Origin of the sequence: Achromobacter sp. HZ01 (assembly GCF_003267925.1) — a bacterium.
Classification (GTDB): Bacteria; Pseudomonadota; Gammaproteobacteria; order Burkholderiales; family Burkholderiaceae_B; genus Achromobacter; species Achromobacter pulmonis_A.
This window is the reverse complement of the sequence record NZ_LWKV01000001.1, coordinates 1,659,812-1,675,185: the sequence shown is the minus strand read 5'-3', so window position 1 is coordinate 1,675,185 and position 15,374 is coordinate 1,659,812. Positions and strand designations below refer to the sequence as shown.

The window sequence follows — 15,374 nt, the reverse complement described above, 5'->3', positions numbered from 1 at the left end:
ACGGGATAGACGGGGGCATCATAGGAATCAAATTTGATAATGTCGTATTACCTTTTATGCCTTATGCATAACATCACGTTAATCGATGGCGGCCGCCAGAGTGGGGGCGTCAACCCACGACCTAGCGCCCTAAGGGATATCCCCAGTGCAGTGGCCGGCGCTAGGCGTCCTGGTCGAGGTTGTGCAGCACGTTGATGAATGCCAGCGCCAGCCGCGACAGCGGCTGCAACTGCAGGTGGAACACGTTGACCGGGGCGTTCACCGTTCCGCTGATGGGCACGGTGACCACTTCTGACCAGATCGGCCCGGCCACCGTGATTTCGTCCACCAGCGCCACGCCCGCGCCCGCCTGCACCAGGGCGCAGGCGACGTGGGCCTGCTGGACTTCGATGCGCGGCTCGGGCTGCGCCTCTTCGCCGCCGAACAGTTTGTTGATCAGTATGCCGAACGGAATGTCGGCGCTATAGCCGATCAAGGGCTCGTTGACCAGGTCGCGCACCGTCACCTTGCCGCGCGCGGCGAGGGGATGGCCCTTGGGCAGCACCGCCACGATCTTGTTTTCGTACAGCGGCTGCCAGGCCAGGCTCGGGTGGTCCACGGGCATGTACGCCACGCCCAGCTCCACCTGCTGCGTCAGCAGGGATTGCTGCATCACGGCGGGAATCAGCGTCTGCAGCACGATGCGGACCTCGGGAAAGTGGCGGCGGAACTGCGCGATGGCGCGCGGCAGCAGCGACTGGCCCAGGCTGGGGCTGCAGGAAAGGCGCAGCTGGCCCTCGCGGTTTTCCGCCAGGTTGTCCGCCACTTCGTTGACCCGCTGCACGTTCTGGTAGAGGGCCGTGACTTCCACGAACAGCCGGCGCGCCTCCGGGGTGGGGTAGAGCCGGCCCTTGATGCGCTGGAACAGCATCAGGCCCAGGCGCTGCTCGGTATAGGCGATCAGCCGGCTGACGGCCGGTTGGGACACGAACAGCAGCTTGGACGCGCCGCTGATGGAACCGCTGAGCATGATGGCCCGGAAGACCTCGATCTGCCGCAGATTCAATTTCATCCGATTAACCTGATGTTAATTGCTACATACATATAAGCATAAGACGTTTTGGATGGTCGCTCACTACACTTCCTGCACTCAATCAAGGAATGGATGCAGTCATGAGCGATTTCGATTTGGTGGTGCGCGGCAATATCGTCGATCCGGACGCGGTGGCGGCCGACGCCTGGCTGGCGGTTCGGGACGGGAAAATCGCGGCGCGCGGCGTCGGCGAGCCGCCCGCGGCGCGCGACAGCGTGGACGCGCGGGGGCTGTGGATCGTGCCCGGGGTGGTGGACGGCCAGGTGCACGCGGGCAGCCAGCAGAACCAGGAAGGGCTGGGATGGGCTTCGCGCGCGGCAGCCGCGGGCGGGGTCACGGTCATGGTGGACATGCCTTACGACGACCCGCAACCGGTGGCGTCGCGTCCGCAGCTGGACGCCAAGATCGCCGAAGCGCAGCGCGACTGTCACGTGGACGTCGCGCTGTTCGGCACCCTGAATACCGAGCACGGCCTGCAGGCCGCGGCGGGACTCATCGAAGGCGGCGTGTGCGCGTTCAAGTTCTCCACCTTCGAAGCCACCCCGGGGCGCTTTCCCCGCATCGAAGAGGACGACCTGTATGAGGCGTTCCGCCTGATCGCGCCGTCGGGCCTGGCCTGCGGCGTGCACAACCAGATGCAGGAACTGACGCGCAAGAACATCGCGCGCCTGGTCGACGCCGGCGACACGGGCTGGGACGCCTTCATGCGCGCCCATACGCCGCTGATCGAAAACCTCGCCACGGCGCTGATCTACGAGATCGGCGCCGAGACGGGCGCGCGCGCGCACGCCGTGCACGTGTCGACGTCGCGCGGGTTCGAAATCTGCAACATGTATCGCCGCAGCGGCCATCGCGCCAGCATCGAGACCTGCGTGCAGTACTTGATGCTCAATCATGAGGAACATACCCGCCGTTTCGGCGCCAAGACCAAGCACTACCCGCCGATCCGGCCCAAGGCCGAGGTGGACCTGCTGTGGACGCACATCGCCAACGACGAATGCACTTTCGTCTCGTCGGACCATGTGAGCTGGGGCCTGGAGCGCAAGCAGAATCCCAACGTCTTCAAGAACTCGTCCGGCGGCCCGGGCCTGGAAACGCTGCTGCCGGCATTCTGGACCGGCTGCGAAGAGCATGGCATCGCACCGTCCATGGTGGTGCGGCAGTTGAGCCGCAACCCGGCGCAGCACTTCCTGCTCGACGACCGCAAGGGCACGCTGGAAGTGGGCAAGGACGCCGACATCGTCATCCTCAAGCCGGAACGCTACGCCTACGACCCCGCGACCAGTCTCTCGGCGGTGCAGTGGAGCTCGTTCGAGGGCCGGGAATTCACCGTGCGCGTGGCCGGCACCTGGTGCCGCGGCCAGCAGGCGTACGATGGCCGGCGCATCGTCAACCAGAAGGGCGATGGCCGTTTCCTGCGGCCGCGCAGCGCCTGAGGAGGCGGGAATATGTCAGCCGAATTTCCTCCCCTGAACGCGCAGCGTCTGTGGCGCCGCGTCGAGACCCTGGCCGGATTCACCGAACCCGGCGTTCCCTGGACCCGGCGCGCGTTCTCGCCCCTGTTCACCGAAGCGCGAAACTGGCTGCGCCAGGAATTCGAGGCCGCGGGCCTGCAGGTCGGCCTCGACGCCGGCGGCAACCTGACGGGACGCAGGGCCGGGCGCGACCCCGGCCGCAAGCCGATATCCACCGGCTCGCATTGCGATACGGTGTCCGGCGGCGGCCGCTTCGACGGCATCATCGGCGTACTGGCCGGCATCGAAGTCGCCCACGCGATGCGGGAACATGGCGTCGAGCTGGCGCATCCGTTCGAGGTGATCGATTTTCTTTCCGAGGAGCCCAGCGACTACGGTCCCTCGTGCATCGGCAGCCGCGCGTTGAGCGGCAAGCTGGACAGCGCCATGCTGGCCGCGCGCAACCCGCAGGGAGAAAGCCTGGCCGAGGGCCTGCGCCGCATCGGCGCGGACCCGCAGGCGCTGCATGCGCCGTTGCGCGGTCCGGGCGGCACCGCGGCGTTCGTCGAACTGCACATCGAACAGGGCCCGGTGCTGGAAAGCCGCCGCATACCCATCGGCGTGGTCACCAACATCGTCGGTATCCGTCGGGTGCTGATCACCGTGGACGGGCAGCCGGACCACGCCGGCACCACGCCCATGGACATCCGCCGCGACGCCCTGGTGGGCGCGGCCCGGTTCATCGACGCCGCCCACCGTCGGGCCAGCGCGTTGAATGGCGCGCCCCATTACGTGGTCGCCACCGTGGGGCGCCTGACCTTGACGCCCAATGCCGCCAACGCCGTGCCGGGCAGGGTGGAGATGGTGCTGGAGGTGCGCAGCGACAGCGACGCCGTGCTGGACGGCTTTCCGGAGGCGCTGATGGACGAGGTGGGCGACGGCCTGAAGGCGCTGAGGCTGACCGCGTCCATGACGCCGGTCAGCCGCGCCGCGCCCACCGATTGCTCGCCGCTGGTGATGAGCGCGGTCGAAACCGCATCGCAGCGGTTGGGATATGCCTCGATGCGCCTGCCCAGCGGCGCCGGGCACGATGCCGTCTACATGGCGCCCACGGGGCCGATGGGGATGATCTTCATCCCCTGCCTGAACGGGCGCAGCCATTGTCCCGAGGAATGGATCGAGCCCGAGCAGCTGCTGGATGGCGCCCGCGTGCTGTACCAGACGGTGCTGGAGCTCGATTCCGCGCTGCGGCGGTGAGGACGCCGTCCTACCGCTTCACCAGCGGACAGCTGGACTTCGACAGCGGCATGAAGGCCTGGTCGCCCGGCAGGGTGGCCACCAGCTTGTAGTAGTCCCAGGGGCGCTTGGATTCCGACGGCTGCTTGACCTCGAACAGGTACATGTCGTGCACCATGCGGCCGTCTTCGCGGATGCGGCCGTTGGCGGCGAAGAAGTCGTTGATCGGCATGGACTTCATCTGCTTCATGACGGCGGCGGTTTCGTCGGTGCCGGCGGCCTGCACGGCCTTCAGGTAGTGCATCACGGACGAATACGTGCCGGCCTGGCTCATGTTGGGCATTTTCCTGAGCTTGTCGTAGTAGCGCTGGGACCAGGCGCGCGTCTGGTCGTTCATGTCCCAGTAGAAGGCCTCGGTCAGGGTCAGGCCGGCAGCGGCCTGCAGGCCGATGGCGTGGATGTCGTTGATGTAGAGCAGCAGCCCGGCCATTTTCTGGCCGCCCTTGGTCAGGCCGAATTCGCTGGCCGCCTTGATGGCGTTGACGGTGTCGCCGCCGGCGTTGGCCAGGCCCACGATCTGCGCGCGGCTGGCCTGGGCCTGCAGCAGGTAGGAGGCGAAGTCGCTGGAGCCCAGCGGGTGGCGCGACGCGCCCAGCACGGTGCCGCCGTTGGCCTTCACCACTTCGGTCGCCGAGGCCTGCAAGGTGTGGCCGAAGGCATAGTCGGCGGTCAGGAAGTACCAGCTCTTGCCGCCCTGTTCGACGGTGGCGCGCGCCGTGGTGTTGGCCAGCGACCAGGTGTCGTAGGTGTAGTGCACGGAGTAGGGCGAGCACAGGTCGTTGGTGATGCGCTCGGTGCCCGGTCCGCTGTAGACCACGATCTTCTTCTTTTCGCGCGCGACTTCCAGCACCGCCAGCGCGGGCGCCGAGCCGGCCACGTCCATGATGGCGTCCACCTGTTCGGTGTCGTACCACTGACGCGCCTTGGCCGCGGCGATGTCGGCCTTGTTCTGGTGGTCCACCACCAGCAGGTCGATCTTCCTGCCCAGCACCGTGCCGCCGAAATCGTCGATCGCCATTTGCGCCGCGGTGGCGCTGCCCTTGCCGGTCACGTCGGCGTACACGCCGCTCATGTCCAGGATCAGCCCCAGGCGGACGATGTCGTCGGAAATCGCGCCGGGCGGGGCCGTCGCGGCCCCGGCGGTGACGGCGGAGCTGGCGAAAACCAGGGCGAGGGCGCTGCGCAACTGCGGGAAAATCCGTGGTGTTCCGGGGCGTTTCATGGCGGTCTCCGTTGCGGATGCTGCGGGAAATGGAAGGGCGCGGTCAGCGGCTGCCAAGCAGGTCGAATTCCATGCGCACCTTGCGGAAAGGAAATTCCAGCCGCGCGAAATACACCACGCGGCCATCGATGCAGACATAGCGCCGCAGTTCGGCGACAGGGGAGGACACGGGGATCTGCAGGGACTCGGCCGATTCCTGGCCGGCCTCGATCACGTTGAGCACCTGCCGCGCCTCGTCGATGCGCGCGCCGTAGTACTGGTCCAGCACCGGCGCCACGGTGCTTTTGCGGATGCGGGCGCGGTGCTTGCGGAACAGCCCGCTGTCGAGGAACACCTCGCTGTAGCAGAATGGGCCGGCGTCGGTGGTGTGGACCCGGCGCAGGTACTGGAAGCTGCCGCCGCGTCCGGCCTCGCAAGGCATGCCCAGCGAATCGGGCAGCGGCGAGTCGGCGCTGGACTCCACCAGCGACACCGTGCCCAACTGATTGCTCAGCTCGACGGTTTCGGCCCAGGTCTTGGGTATCAGCAGCGTGGGGACTTCGGGCAGTTCGGCGTTGACGAAGGTGCCCGAGCCGCGCGAGCGCCGGATCAGGCCGTCCTCCTCCAGCAGGCCGAAGGCCTGGCGGATGGTGGCGCGCGAAATGCCGTAGGTGGCCATCAACGCGTCCAGCGGCGGGATCTGCTGGCCGGGCCGCCAGGTGCGGTTCTGGATATGGCTGCGAAACAGCGCGGCCGCCTGCAGATAGAGCGGCTGCGGGCTGTGCGAGAAAAGTTTGCGCGCGGCCATGGTCAGGGCGAGGAAGCGGAGAGGAGCGCGTCGGCCATTTCGCGCAGCCGGTGCTTCTGGATCTTGACCGAGTTGGCGCTTTCCACCGAAGGGAAGGCGTCGAGCACGGTAAAGCCCGCCGGCACCTTGAAGCCGGCCATGGCCGCCTTGCAGGCCGCGGTCCAGCCGGCCGGGTCGGCCTGCGCGCCCGCGCGCAGCAGCACGAAGGCGTAGGGCACGATCTTGCCGGCGCGGTTGGCCCCGACCACCTGGCAGGCGCGCACGCCGGGCAGGGTCTCGACGAGCTGTTCGATCTCCACCGGGTTGACCAGGAAGCCGGACAGCCGCAGCGAATCGCCCATGCGGGTCTGGAACACGAACTGGCGCGCCGTCAGCGTATAGCCCAGGTCGCCCGTCTTGAAATAGCCGTCGTCCGTGACGGCGGCGGCGCTGGCCTCGGGGTTGTCGAGGTAGCCTCGCATCAGGCTGGGCGAGAGGATTTCGAGTTCGCCGGACTGGCCGTGCGGCAGGATCTCGCCGCTGGCCGGGTCGCGGGCGCGCACCCGGGCCTCGGGATAGATCAGCGTGCCGCCCGGCTGGTGGCGCGCGGAGACGTCGCCTTCGGCCGGGTCGCGCGGCTGGCCGGCCACCAGCGCCACCAGTTCGCTGGAACCGTACAGGCCGGTAAGCGGGACGCCGGCCTCGCGCGCGAGGTCCAGCATGTGATCCAGCGCCGGCGTGAAGCTGGCGAAGCCGAACAGCCGGGCCGAGGCGAAGTCGCCCGGCGCGCCGGCCTGCATCATGCCGACCAGCGCTTCGTTGTTGGCGTAGGTGTGCGTGACGGCGTAGCGGCGCACGGCGGCGGCCGATTCGGCGGCGTCGAAGACCGGCGCGCAGACGACCGGCACGCCCCGGGCCAGTCCGCCGGCCAGCGTGGCGAAACCGAAGGCGCCGCAAAACGGCGCGCTGGCCAGCACGCAGCTATGCGCGTCGTAGCCGTAGGCCGCGGCCACCGTCGCGCCGTGGCGCAGCAGCGTGGCCTGGTCGTGCAGCACGAATTTGGGCTTGGACGTGGTGCCGGAAGTGGTGAAGCACAACACGCCGGCGTTGCCGTGCGCGGCCGGCGCGGGATCGGGGCAGGCCAGCAGGTCTGCGTAGCGGTGCGCGGGCCGGCCGTGCACCGCCGGCGATTCGCCGGGCTGCGCCAGCGCGACGGCGCCGGCCAGCCGTGCCAGGTGCTGCGGCGCGACCTGGTCCAGGATGCCCTGGAAGTCGATGCCCTTGAACCCCGGCCAGTAGATCAGCCAGTCGGCCTGGCCGCGGCCCAGGATGTCGGCCACTTCCAGCGCCCGGAAGCGGGTGTTGACCGCCAGCACCAGCGCGCCCAGGTGCGCGCAGGCCAGGAACGATTCCACCCAGGCCGAGCAGTTCGGCAGCCACACCGCCACGCGCTGGCCGGGTCGCACGCCCAGCCGCGCCAGGCCCGCGGCCAGCGCCCGGCTGCGCGCGCGCAGCGCGGCGGCGCTGACGGGCGTGTCGCGGTCGATCAGCAGCGGGCTGTCGGGCTGGCGCTCGGCCAGCGCGTCCAGGTGGGCGGAAAAAGTCGAGTAGGGCAGGTCCATGATTCACACCGTGGCGATGGGTGTCACGGGCGAACCCACCGCGCCCGGCATGCGCAGGGGCGGGGCCGTCAGCAGGAAGCGGTTGCGCCCCTCGGCATGCAGCCAGTCGGCCAGGTCCTTCAGGTACCAGAGTTCGGCCAGCGGCACGCCCAGCTTGAAGAGGCAGTGGTGGTGCAGCGGCAGGATGGAATGGCCCGGCCCCGAGCTGCGGGCCGGATAGGCCTCGACCGCGTAGTTGTCGGCGCACAGCGCCGCGATGCCGGATCGCGTGATCCAGTCCAGCAACGCCGGGTCGGAGCCGTCCAGCACCGCGCCGGTCTGCTCCAGCGCATGTGCGTCGGGCTGGCCGTCCATGGCCACGACCGCTTCGGCGAAGCCGGTGCGCAGCACCAGCATGTCGCCGCTCTCGACCGAGACGTTCTGGGCCAGCATGGCGGCCTGCAGTTCGGCGTGGCCGACCAGCTTGCGGCCGGGGCCGAAGGCGCGCTCCAGGTCCACCAGCACGCCGCGGCCCTGCATGCCTTTCTCGGCGTAGCGGCTGACGCTGAGCTTGCGCGCGTATGAGCCGCCGGGCGGGCAGCAGGCGTCGGCGTCGGCGCCGCCGAACACGTCCACGCCGGCGGCGTAGCCGTTGTAGTAGACGCGGCGCGGCTCGCCGTCGCCGTGGATGTCGAACATCGCGCCCACGTGGCACAGGCCGTCCCATTGCGTCGAGTACTGCATCGACAGCGTGACCTGGTCGTCGGACAGCACGTCCACCGCTTCCGGCTGCACCTGCGACATCTGGAAATTGAGGTAGGGCGTGCCCTCGCGGAACGTGGGCCTGAGCTGCGGCGCGTGGCGCCGCGGGTTCAGGACGTTGCCGCCGGGCAAGTCCAGCGGCAGGGACAGGCAGAACACCTTGCCGGCGCGCACCTCGCGCACCGCCTGCAGCACTTTTTCTTCGGTCAGCAGGTTCAGGCGGCCGAGCTCGTCGTCGGCGCCGAAGTCGCCCCAGGTCGATCCTTCCGGGCGTCGGTTCCAGCGTTTCATCTACTTGTCTCCCATCGGTTTTCTATGCTTTTATGCATATAGTACGTATTTACGTACTTTTAAAAAAGTACCAGAAAAAGCCCGCGACCAGCGGGTTCGAGAGGAGACCACAGCATGACGCAATTCCTGCCTCTGCGCACCGGCTGGCGCCGCTGCGCGATCGCCGCGCTGACCGTGCTGGCGCTGCCGGCGGCCCAGGCCGCGGGCTATCCCGACCATCCCGTGACGGTCGTGGTCCCTTACCCGCCGGGCGGCGGCGCGGACCTGTTCGGCCGCGCCATCGCGCACGCGCTGGAGCCGGGCCTGAAGCAGACCGTGCTGGTCGAGAACCGGCCCGGCGCGGGCGGCAATATCGGCATGGCCTACGTGGCCCGCGCCAAGGCCGACGGCTATACGCTGGGCCTGGGCACCATCGGCACGCAGACCATCAACCAGTTCCTGTACCGCAACATGCCGTTCGATCCCGAACGCGACCTGGTGCCGATCGCGCTCGTGTCCACCACGCCCAACGTCATCGCGGTGAGCGCGAAGTCGCCCTACAAGACCGTGGCCGACGTGATCCAGGCGGCCAAGCAGTCCAAGGACAAGAAGCTGACCTACGCCTCGCCCGGCGTCGGTTCCTCGGTGCACCTGACCGGGGCGTATTTCGAGGCGATGGCGGGCGTGACCATGCTGCACGTGCCGTTCAAGGGAACCTCCGCTTCGCTGCCGGCCGTGGCCGGCGGCCAGGTCGACCTGCTGTTCGACAACCTGCCCGGCTCGCTGGCGCAGATCAAGGACGGCAGCCTGGTGCGCGGCGTGGCCGTGACCTCGGCGACCCGCGATCCTTCGGCACCGGAACTGCCGACCGTGGCGGAGTCGGGCCTGCCGGGCTTCGACGTCACGGCCTGGTTCGCGCTGTACGCGCCGCGCGGCACGCCGGAGCCGGTGGTCAAGCAACTGATCGAAGCGGCGCGCAGCGGCCTGCAAAGCCCGGCCATCGCCAAGAACTTCGCCGGCATGGGGGCCAAGCCCGGCACGCGCTTCGGCGCGGACCTGGCGGCTTTCGAAACCGAGGAGCGCAAGAAGTGGGGCGGCCTCATCAAGGACAAGGGAATCACCGCGCAATGAGCAAGCCCACCGCACTGGTCACCGGCGGCAGCCGGGGCATCGGCCGCGCCATCGTGGCGCGCCTGGTCGAGGACGGCTACGAGGTCGTCAACTTCAGCCGCGGCGCGCCCGAGGCGCTGCTGCCGGGCGAAACCTTCCGCTCGGTGGACCTGGGCGACGCCGCCGCCACTGTCGCCGCCGCGCGCGAACTGGCGGCTGAACGCCCGGTGCTGAACCTGGTGAACAACGCCGGCATGATCCAGGTCGCCCGCCTCGAAGACGTGACCCAGGAGCAGCTGGCGCGCACGCTCGCGCTGAACATGACGGCGCCGCTGTTGCTGATGCAGGCGCTGTTGCCCGGCATGCGCGCGGCGCGCTACGGGCGCGTGGTCAACATAGGCAGCCGCGCCGGACTGGGCAAGGCCGGGCGCACGGCCTACGGCGCGTCCAAGGCCGGTCTGGCCGGCATGACGCGGACCTGGGCGCTGGAGCTGGCCGCCGACGGCGTCACGGTCAACACCGTGGCGCCGGGTCCGGTGGCCACCGAGCTGTTCAACGAGTCGAATCCGCCGGGCGCGCCGCAGACCGTGGCGCTGGAAGCCTCGATCCCGATGGGCCGCGTGGGCCAGCCCCAGGAAGTGGCGCATGCCGTCGCCATGCTGCTGGACCCGCGCGCCGGCTACATCACCGGCCAGCTGCTGTACGTGTGCGGCGGGGTGTCGGTGGGGTTGGCGGGCTGAAGCTTCATTTGGGCGCCGAGCGCAGCGCGAACTGCCGCGCCAGTTCCTTGCGCGGCAGCTTGCCGGTCGCGGCCAGCGCGGCGGCGCGTTCCTCGCGCAGGCGCTTGAGCGCCTCGCTGGGCGGCACGCCGAAATGCGCGGCGAACTTGCGCTGGAAGCTGCGCCGCGACATGCCGCAGGCCTCGGCCATGTCGTCCACCGACCAGCGCGCCGAGAGGCGCGCTTCCATTTTTTCGAGCAGCTCGCGAAACGGCGCGGCCATCCGGTCCTGCAGGCGCAGCGTCTGGCTGTACTGGCGCTGGTCGCCGTTGCGCCGCATGAAGACCACCAGCCGGCGGGCCACCTGCTGCGACAGGCCTGCGCCGAAATCGCGCTCGATCAGCGCCAGCGCCAGGTCGATGCCCGCGGTCACGCCGGCCGAGGTCCAGTACTTGCCGCTTTCGATATAGATGCGGTCGTCCTGCACCCGCAGCGCGGGGTGCTGCGCCTGCAGGCGCGCGGCCGAGCGCCAGTGGGTGGTGACGGACAGCCCGTCCAGCAGGCCGGTGGCCGCCAGCACGAAGGCGCCGGTGCACACGCTGCAGACGCGCCGCGCGCGCGGTTCGCGGCGGCGCAGCCAGGCCTGGATTCCGGCGTCGGCGCTGGCGAGGTCCGCGCCGGGGCCGCCGGGCACGACGATCGTGTCGACGGGCGCATCGCCGTCCTGCGCATAGACGCCGTCGGCCTGCATGCGCAGGCCCTGGTCCCAGGTCGCGGCCAGCGGCGCGGCGGCGACGGTGCGCAGCCGGTACAGCGGGCGGGCGGCTTCGTCGTTGGCCGAGCTGAAGGCCTGCCAGGGCCCGGCCAGGTCCAGCGGCTGGAAACCGTCGTACAGCGCGAACACGATCTCCCGTGGCGCATCCGCGCCCGCAATTGGCGCGCCGCGATGCGCGCCTGCGCCTATGCTGCAAGCCGGCGTTTCTGAAGGAGCATCGTCATGCATGTGAATTTTCTCTTGTTCGAGGGGCTGACCCAGCTGGATATGACCGGGCCGTACGAAGTGCTGGCCAACGCGCCGGGCTTCACCGTGGATTTTGTCGCAAAAACGCGCGATCCGGTGCGCTGCGACCGCGGGCTGCGGTTCGTGCCCACGCAGACCCTGGCGTCGGCGCCGCCCTGCGATCTGCTGGTGGCGCCGGGCGGGCCGGGCACCGACGACGCCATCGTCGATCCGGAGTGGGTGGACTTCACCCGCAGGCAGGGGCTGGCCGCCGGTTACGTGTTCGGCATCTGCACCGGTTCGCTGCTGTTGGGCGCGGCGGGGCTGCTGCGCGGCAAGCGCGCCTCCAGCCACTGGCGCGCGCGCGAACTGCTGGCGCGTTTCGGGGCCACGCCCAGCGGCGAGCGGCTGTGCGTGGACGGCCGGCTGTTCACCGCCGGCGGCGTGACCTCGGGCATAGACATGGCGCTGCTGGTGGTGGCGCAGCTGTGCGGCGAGGACGTGGCCAAGCTGATCCAGCTGCAGATCGAGTACGACCCCAAGCCGCCGTTTCCCGGCGGCACGCCCGAGACCTCGGAAGCGGCCGTGGTGCAGCGCTATCTGGCGCAATCGCAGGCCCGCTTCGAGCGCCGTACGCAGGCGGTGGAGCGGGCCGCGGCGGCGATGCCGGCGTAGGCGCGCCTACCTGGCCAGGTGGTCCAGGGGCAGGGGGCTTTGCGGCTTGACCGTCTGGATCGCGAAATTGCTGCGTATGTCTTTCACGCCCGGCAGCTTCAGCAGCGTGTCGAGCAGGAAACGTTCGTAGCCGCGCAGGTCCGGCACCACCACCTGCAGCAGGAAATCCGATTCGCCCGACACCAGGTGCGCGGCGATGACTTCCGGCAGCGCGCTGACTTCCTTGCGGAACTCGGCCGCGTCGCGCTCGTGGTGGCGCTCGACCTTGATGCCGACGAAGACGGTCAGGCCCAGCCCGACCTCGTCGGGGGCCAGCCGCGCCTCGTAGCCCTGGATCACGCCGGCTTCTTCCAGCAGGCGCACCCGGCGCAGGCAGGGCGAGGGCGACAGCCCGATCTGCTCGGCCAGTTCGACGTTGGTGAGGCGGCCGTTCTGCTGCAGGGCCTCCAGGATGCGGCGGTCGTAGCCGTCCAGTTCGCGTTTTGGCATGGATTTATGTTGGTGGATCAGTTATTGGTGAGATATGCCAATAATGATAGGCCAGGTGGCAGTAATAGCAAGCACATGCCAGCCCGTTTTTTCTAGAATGATCGCCTTCTTCTGGACGGATTGGAGCGGGGCGATGGCGGATATGGCGATGTTTCTGGGGGCCTTGCTGATCGTCTATGTGGTGCCCGGCCCCGACATGATCCTGCTGCTGGAAACCGGGGTGCTGCGCGGACGCGGGCAGGCGCTGGCGGTAGCCGCCGGGCTGGCGATCGCGCGGGCGGCCCACGTGACGCTGGCCGCGCTGGGCCTGGCGGCGCTGTTCAAGACCCACCCGTGGGCGTTCGACATTGCGCGCACGTTGGGCGGCGGATATCTGGTGTGGCTGGGCATGCGGCTGCTGCGCGCCGGGCCGGTGTCGTACGACGCCGTGAGCGGGGCGGCGCCGCGCCGCGCCGGCTGGGGGCCGGCGCTGCTGAGCGGCGTGCTGACCAATGTGCTCAATCCCAAGGCCCTGCTGTTCTGCTCGGTGCTGCTGCCGCAGTTCGTGTCGCCGGCCTACGGGCCGATCGGCCGCCAGTTCGCCGTGCTGGGCGCGATCGTGGTCGGCCTGGGGCTGGCGTTCGACGTGATGTGCGCGCTGGCCGGCGGCGCGGTGGGGCGCTGGATGTCGGCCAGCCCGCGCGCCCGGAAAATCCAGGGCTGGATTTTCGGGCTGACGCTGATCGGCTTCGGCCTGCGCCTGACGCTGGCGCAGCGCCCCGCATGATGCGGGACGCTGCGCGCCGGCGCGGGCCTTACTTGGCGTAGGCGTAGGCGTCCTCGCCGGCTTCCGTGTCCGTCTCCGGATCGCGCACCCGCGGCGGCGCCGCGCCGTCTTCCAGCAGTTCGTCCGGCTTGAAGCCCTTGGTCAGTTCCAGGGCCTGGCGCTCGAACAGGCGGCGGTACAGCCCGTGCTTGAGCTGGATCAGCGCTTCGTGGCTGCCTTCCTCGATGATGCGGCCGTGGTCCATCACCAGCAGACGGTCCAGCGCGCGCACGGTCGACAGGCGGTGCGCCACCACCAGCGTCGTGCGGCCCTCCATCAGGCGGTCCATCGCCCGCTGGATCAGCACTTCGCTTTCGCTGTCCAGGCTGGAGGTGGCCTCGTCCAGGATCAGGATGGGCGCGTCGGCCAGGAACGCCCGCGCGATCGCGACGCGCTGGCGTTCTCCGCCCGACAGCTTCACGCCCCGCTCGCCGACCAGCGTGGCGTAGCCCTTGGGCAGCGCCATGATGAAATCATGGGCGCTGGCCAGGCGCGCGGCCTGCTCGATCTCGGCCTGCGTGGCGTCGGGGCGCGCATAGGCGATGTTCTCCGCCAGGGTGCGGTGAAACAGCACCGGCTCCTGCTGCACGATCGCGATCTGGCTGCGCAGCGAAGCCTGCTTAGCCTGGGCGATGTCCTGCCCGTCGATGGTGATGCGTCCGCCGTTGACGTCGTAGAGGCGCTGGATCAGCTTGATGAACGTGGTCTTGCCCGATCCGGAATGCCCCACCAGCCCGACGCGCTCGCCCGGCGCGATGCGCACCGAGAACCCGTCGTACAGGGCCGTGTCATGCGCGCCGTAGCGGAAGCTCACGTCCTCGAAGCGGATCTCGCCGGCGGTCACGCGCAGCTCGCCCGCGCCGGGACGGTCGTCCACGCCCAGCGGCTGGCGGCCCAGCGCGACCAGTTCTTCCATGTCGTTGACCGAGCGCTGCAGGTTGCGGATGTGCATGCCCACGTCGCGCAGGTGGCCCTGCAGCATGAAGAACATCGTCAGCGCGAAGGTGATGTCGCCCACGCTGGCCTCGTTGCGCGACCACAGCAGCAGGGCCATGCCCAGGATGCCGGCCTGCATCGCCACCAGCATCGCGCCCTGCACGCCGCCGTTGATCGTGCCGCGCACCCAGGTGCGGCGCGTGCGGTTGCGCCATTTGTCGACCACGCGGCCGAGCCGGACCTCTTCGCGGGTCTCGGCGCCGAAGGCCTTGACCACCGCGTTGCAGGTGACGGCGTCGGCCAGCGCGCCACCCATGCGCGTGTCCCAGGCGTTGCCCAGGCGCGCGGCCGGCGCCACGTAGCGCAGCGACAGCGTGGTCGTGACGGCGATATACAGCACCGAGCCGGCGCCCACCACCAGACCCATCATGGGCCAGTGCGCGCCCAGCAGCGCGGTGGCGCCGACCAGCATGACGACCGAGGGCAGCAGCGCGATCAGCAGCGTGTCGTTGAGGATGTCCACCGCCCACATGCCGCGCGTGACCTTGCGCACCGTCGAGCCGGCGAAGCTGTTGGCATGCCAGTCGGTGGAAAAGCGCTGCACGCGGTAGAAGGCGTTGGAGACGATGGCGTTCATCATCTTCAGCGTGAAGGTGATGATGTTCTGGAACACCGCCTGGCGCAGCAGCGTGCTGCCCACGCCCAGCGCGATCAGCAGCCAGAACGAGGTCACCGCGGCGCTCCAGACCAGCTCGTCGCCGGCGGCGCCGGAGGCCACCGCGTCGACCAGGCGGCCGGCGTACAGCGGCGTCAGCACGTCGGCCAGCGACGACAAGAGCGCCAGCGCCACGATCAGCGCCGTGCGCCAGGGCTGCTCGCGCCAGTGGCGGAAGGTAAAACCGAGAACGTCCTTGAAGGCCTGTCCTCGCAGATCGAGTTTTTTTCTAGCCATTGCAATGGCCCGGCGTCACCAGGACGCCGGGAGTCCTTGTGTGGAAAGAGGAAGGAACGGCCCGCGCGGTCGGCGCAGGCATTGCGTTTACGGGTTTGGGGCGGGCACGGGGGACCGGTCGCCAGATAAGCATCCGGCGACGGGCCCGCGCGGGCGACGACTTAATTGCGTCGCGGGGACACGCGCGGGAAGGCGGTTTGTGCGTACATCATTGCGCCTCCCTGAGGTGTGTTGAAGTGAAAATA

Annotated in this window: 14 protein-coding genes; 6 read left to right on the top strand and 8 right to left on the bottom strand. The window is 69.2% G+C overall.

Annotated features, from left to right (window positions below; genetic code table 11):
- Positions 1-160: 160 nt before the first annotated feature.
- Positions 161-1,051 (bottom strand): LysR family transcriptional regulator, encoded by an 891-nt coding sequence (locus A6B37_RS07795; protein WP_102771454.1) that lies wholly within the window; start codon positions 1,049-1,051, stop codon positions 161-163.
- A 101-nt stretch (positions 1,052-1,152) separates the two neighbouring features.
- Between A6B37_RS07795 and A6B37_RS07790 the strand changes: the two genes are divergently transcribed.
- Positions 1,153-2,508: an amidohydrolase family protein gene (locus tag A6B37_RS07790; protein WP_111825387.1), complete on the top strand. Its 1,356-nt coding sequence runs from the start codon at positions 1,153-1,155 to the stop codon at positions 2,506-2,508.
- A gap of 12 nt (positions 2,509-2,520) precedes the next feature.
- On the top strand, positions 2,521-3,783 hold the full coding sequence (locus A6B37_RS07785; RefSeq protein ID WP_111825386.1) for a Zn-dependent hydrolase: 1,263 nt from the start codon (positions 2,521-2,523) through the stop codon (positions 3,781-3,783).
- A 10-nt stretch (positions 3,784-3,793) separates the two neighbouring features.
- Here A6B37_RS07785 and A6B37_RS07780 read toward each other — a convergent pair whose 3' ends face one another.
- Genes A6B37_RS07780 through A6B37_RS07765 form a run of 4 tightly spaced genes read right to left on the bottom strand, consistent with a single transcriptional unit; the run spans position 3,794 to position 8,464 of the window.
- On the bottom strand, positions 3,794-5,044 hold the full coding sequence (locus tag A6B37_RS07780) for an ABC transporter substrate-binding protein (RefSeq protein ID WP_111825385.1): 1,251 nt from the start codon (positions 5,042-5,044) through the stop codon (positions 3,794-3,796).
- Positions 5,045-5,087: 43 nt separating this feature from the next.
- A complete protein-coding gene (locus A6B37_RS07775) occupies positions 5,088-5,831 on the bottom strand; it encodes a GntR family transcriptional regulator (RefSeq protein WP_111825384.1) in 744 nt (247 codons plus the stop codon).
- Between the two features lie 2 nt (positions 5,832-5,833).
- A complete protein-coding gene (locus A6B37_RS07770) occupies positions 5,834-7,432 on the bottom strand; it encodes an AMP-binding protein (protein WP_111825383.1) in 1,599 nt (532 codons plus the stop codon).
- Positions 7,433-7,435: 3 nt separating this feature from the next.
- The gene (locus A6B37_RS07765; protein WP_102771448.1) at positions 7,436-8,464 is read right to left on the bottom strand and encodes a cyclase family protein; all 1,029 of its coding nucleotides are present in this window, start codon (positions 8,462-8,464) and stop codon (positions 7,436-7,438) included.
- Positions 8,465-8,641: 177 nt separating this feature from the next.
- Between A6B37_RS07765 and A6B37_RS07760 the strand changes: the two genes are divergently transcribed.
- Both A6B37_RS07760 and A6B37_RS07755 read left to right on the top strand, forming a co-directional pair.
- Positions 8,642-9,574: a tripartite tricarboxylate transporter substrate binding protein gene (locus A6B37_RS07760; RefSeq protein ID WP_210405787.1), complete on the top strand. Its 933-nt coding sequence runs from the start codon at positions 8,642-8,644 to the stop codon at positions 9,572-9,574.
- A complete protein-coding gene (locus A6B37_RS07755; RefSeq protein ID WP_111825381.1) occupies positions 9,571-10,293 on the top strand; it encodes an SDR family oxidoreductase in 723 nt (240 codons plus the stop codon). Before A6B37_RS07760 ends, A6B37_RS07755 begins: the two co-directional genes overlap by 4 nt.
- Before the next feature lie 4 nt (positions 10,294-10,297).
- On the opposite strand, the gene A6B37_RS07750 is transcribed toward A6B37_RS07755, so the two are convergent.
- Complete coding sequence (locus A6B37_RS07750; protein ID WP_246842433.1) at positions 10,298-11,179, bottom strand: DJ-1/PfpI family protein; 882 nt, start codon at positions 11,177-11,179, stop codon at positions 10,298-10,300.
- Positions 11,180-11,269: 90 nt separating this feature from the next.
- On the opposite strand from A6B37_RS07750, the gene A6B37_RS07745 reads away from it, so the two are divergent.
- A complete protein-coding gene (locus A6B37_RS07745; protein WP_111825379.1) occupies positions 11,270-11,947 on the top strand; it encodes a DJ-1/PfpI family protein in 678 nt (225 codons plus the stop codon).
- Between the two features lie 6 nt (positions 11,948-11,953).
- On the opposite strand, the gene A6B37_RS07740 is transcribed toward A6B37_RS07745, so the two are convergent.
- Entirely contained in the window at positions 11,954-12,436 is a 483-nt protein-coding gene (locus A6B37_RS07740; protein WP_102771443.1) for an Lrp/AsnC family transcriptional regulator, read from the bottom strand.
- Between the two features lie 142 nt (positions 12,437-12,578).
- On the opposite strand from A6B37_RS07740, the gene A6B37_RS07735 reads away from it, so the two are divergent.
- Entirely contained in the window at positions 12,579-13,202 is a 624-nt protein-coding gene (locus tag A6B37_RS07735; protein ID WP_246842396.1) for a LysE family translocator, read from the top strand.
- A gap of 28 nt (positions 13,203-13,230) precedes the next feature.
- Here A6B37_RS07735 and A6B37_RS07730 read toward each other — a convergent pair whose 3' ends face one another.
- Entirely contained in the window at positions 13,231-15,129 is a 1,899-nt protein-coding gene (locus tag A6B37_RS07730) for an ABC transporter ATP-binding protein (RefSeq protein WP_111825377.1), read from the bottom strand.
- Positions 15,130-15,374 lie beyond the last annotated feature (245 nt).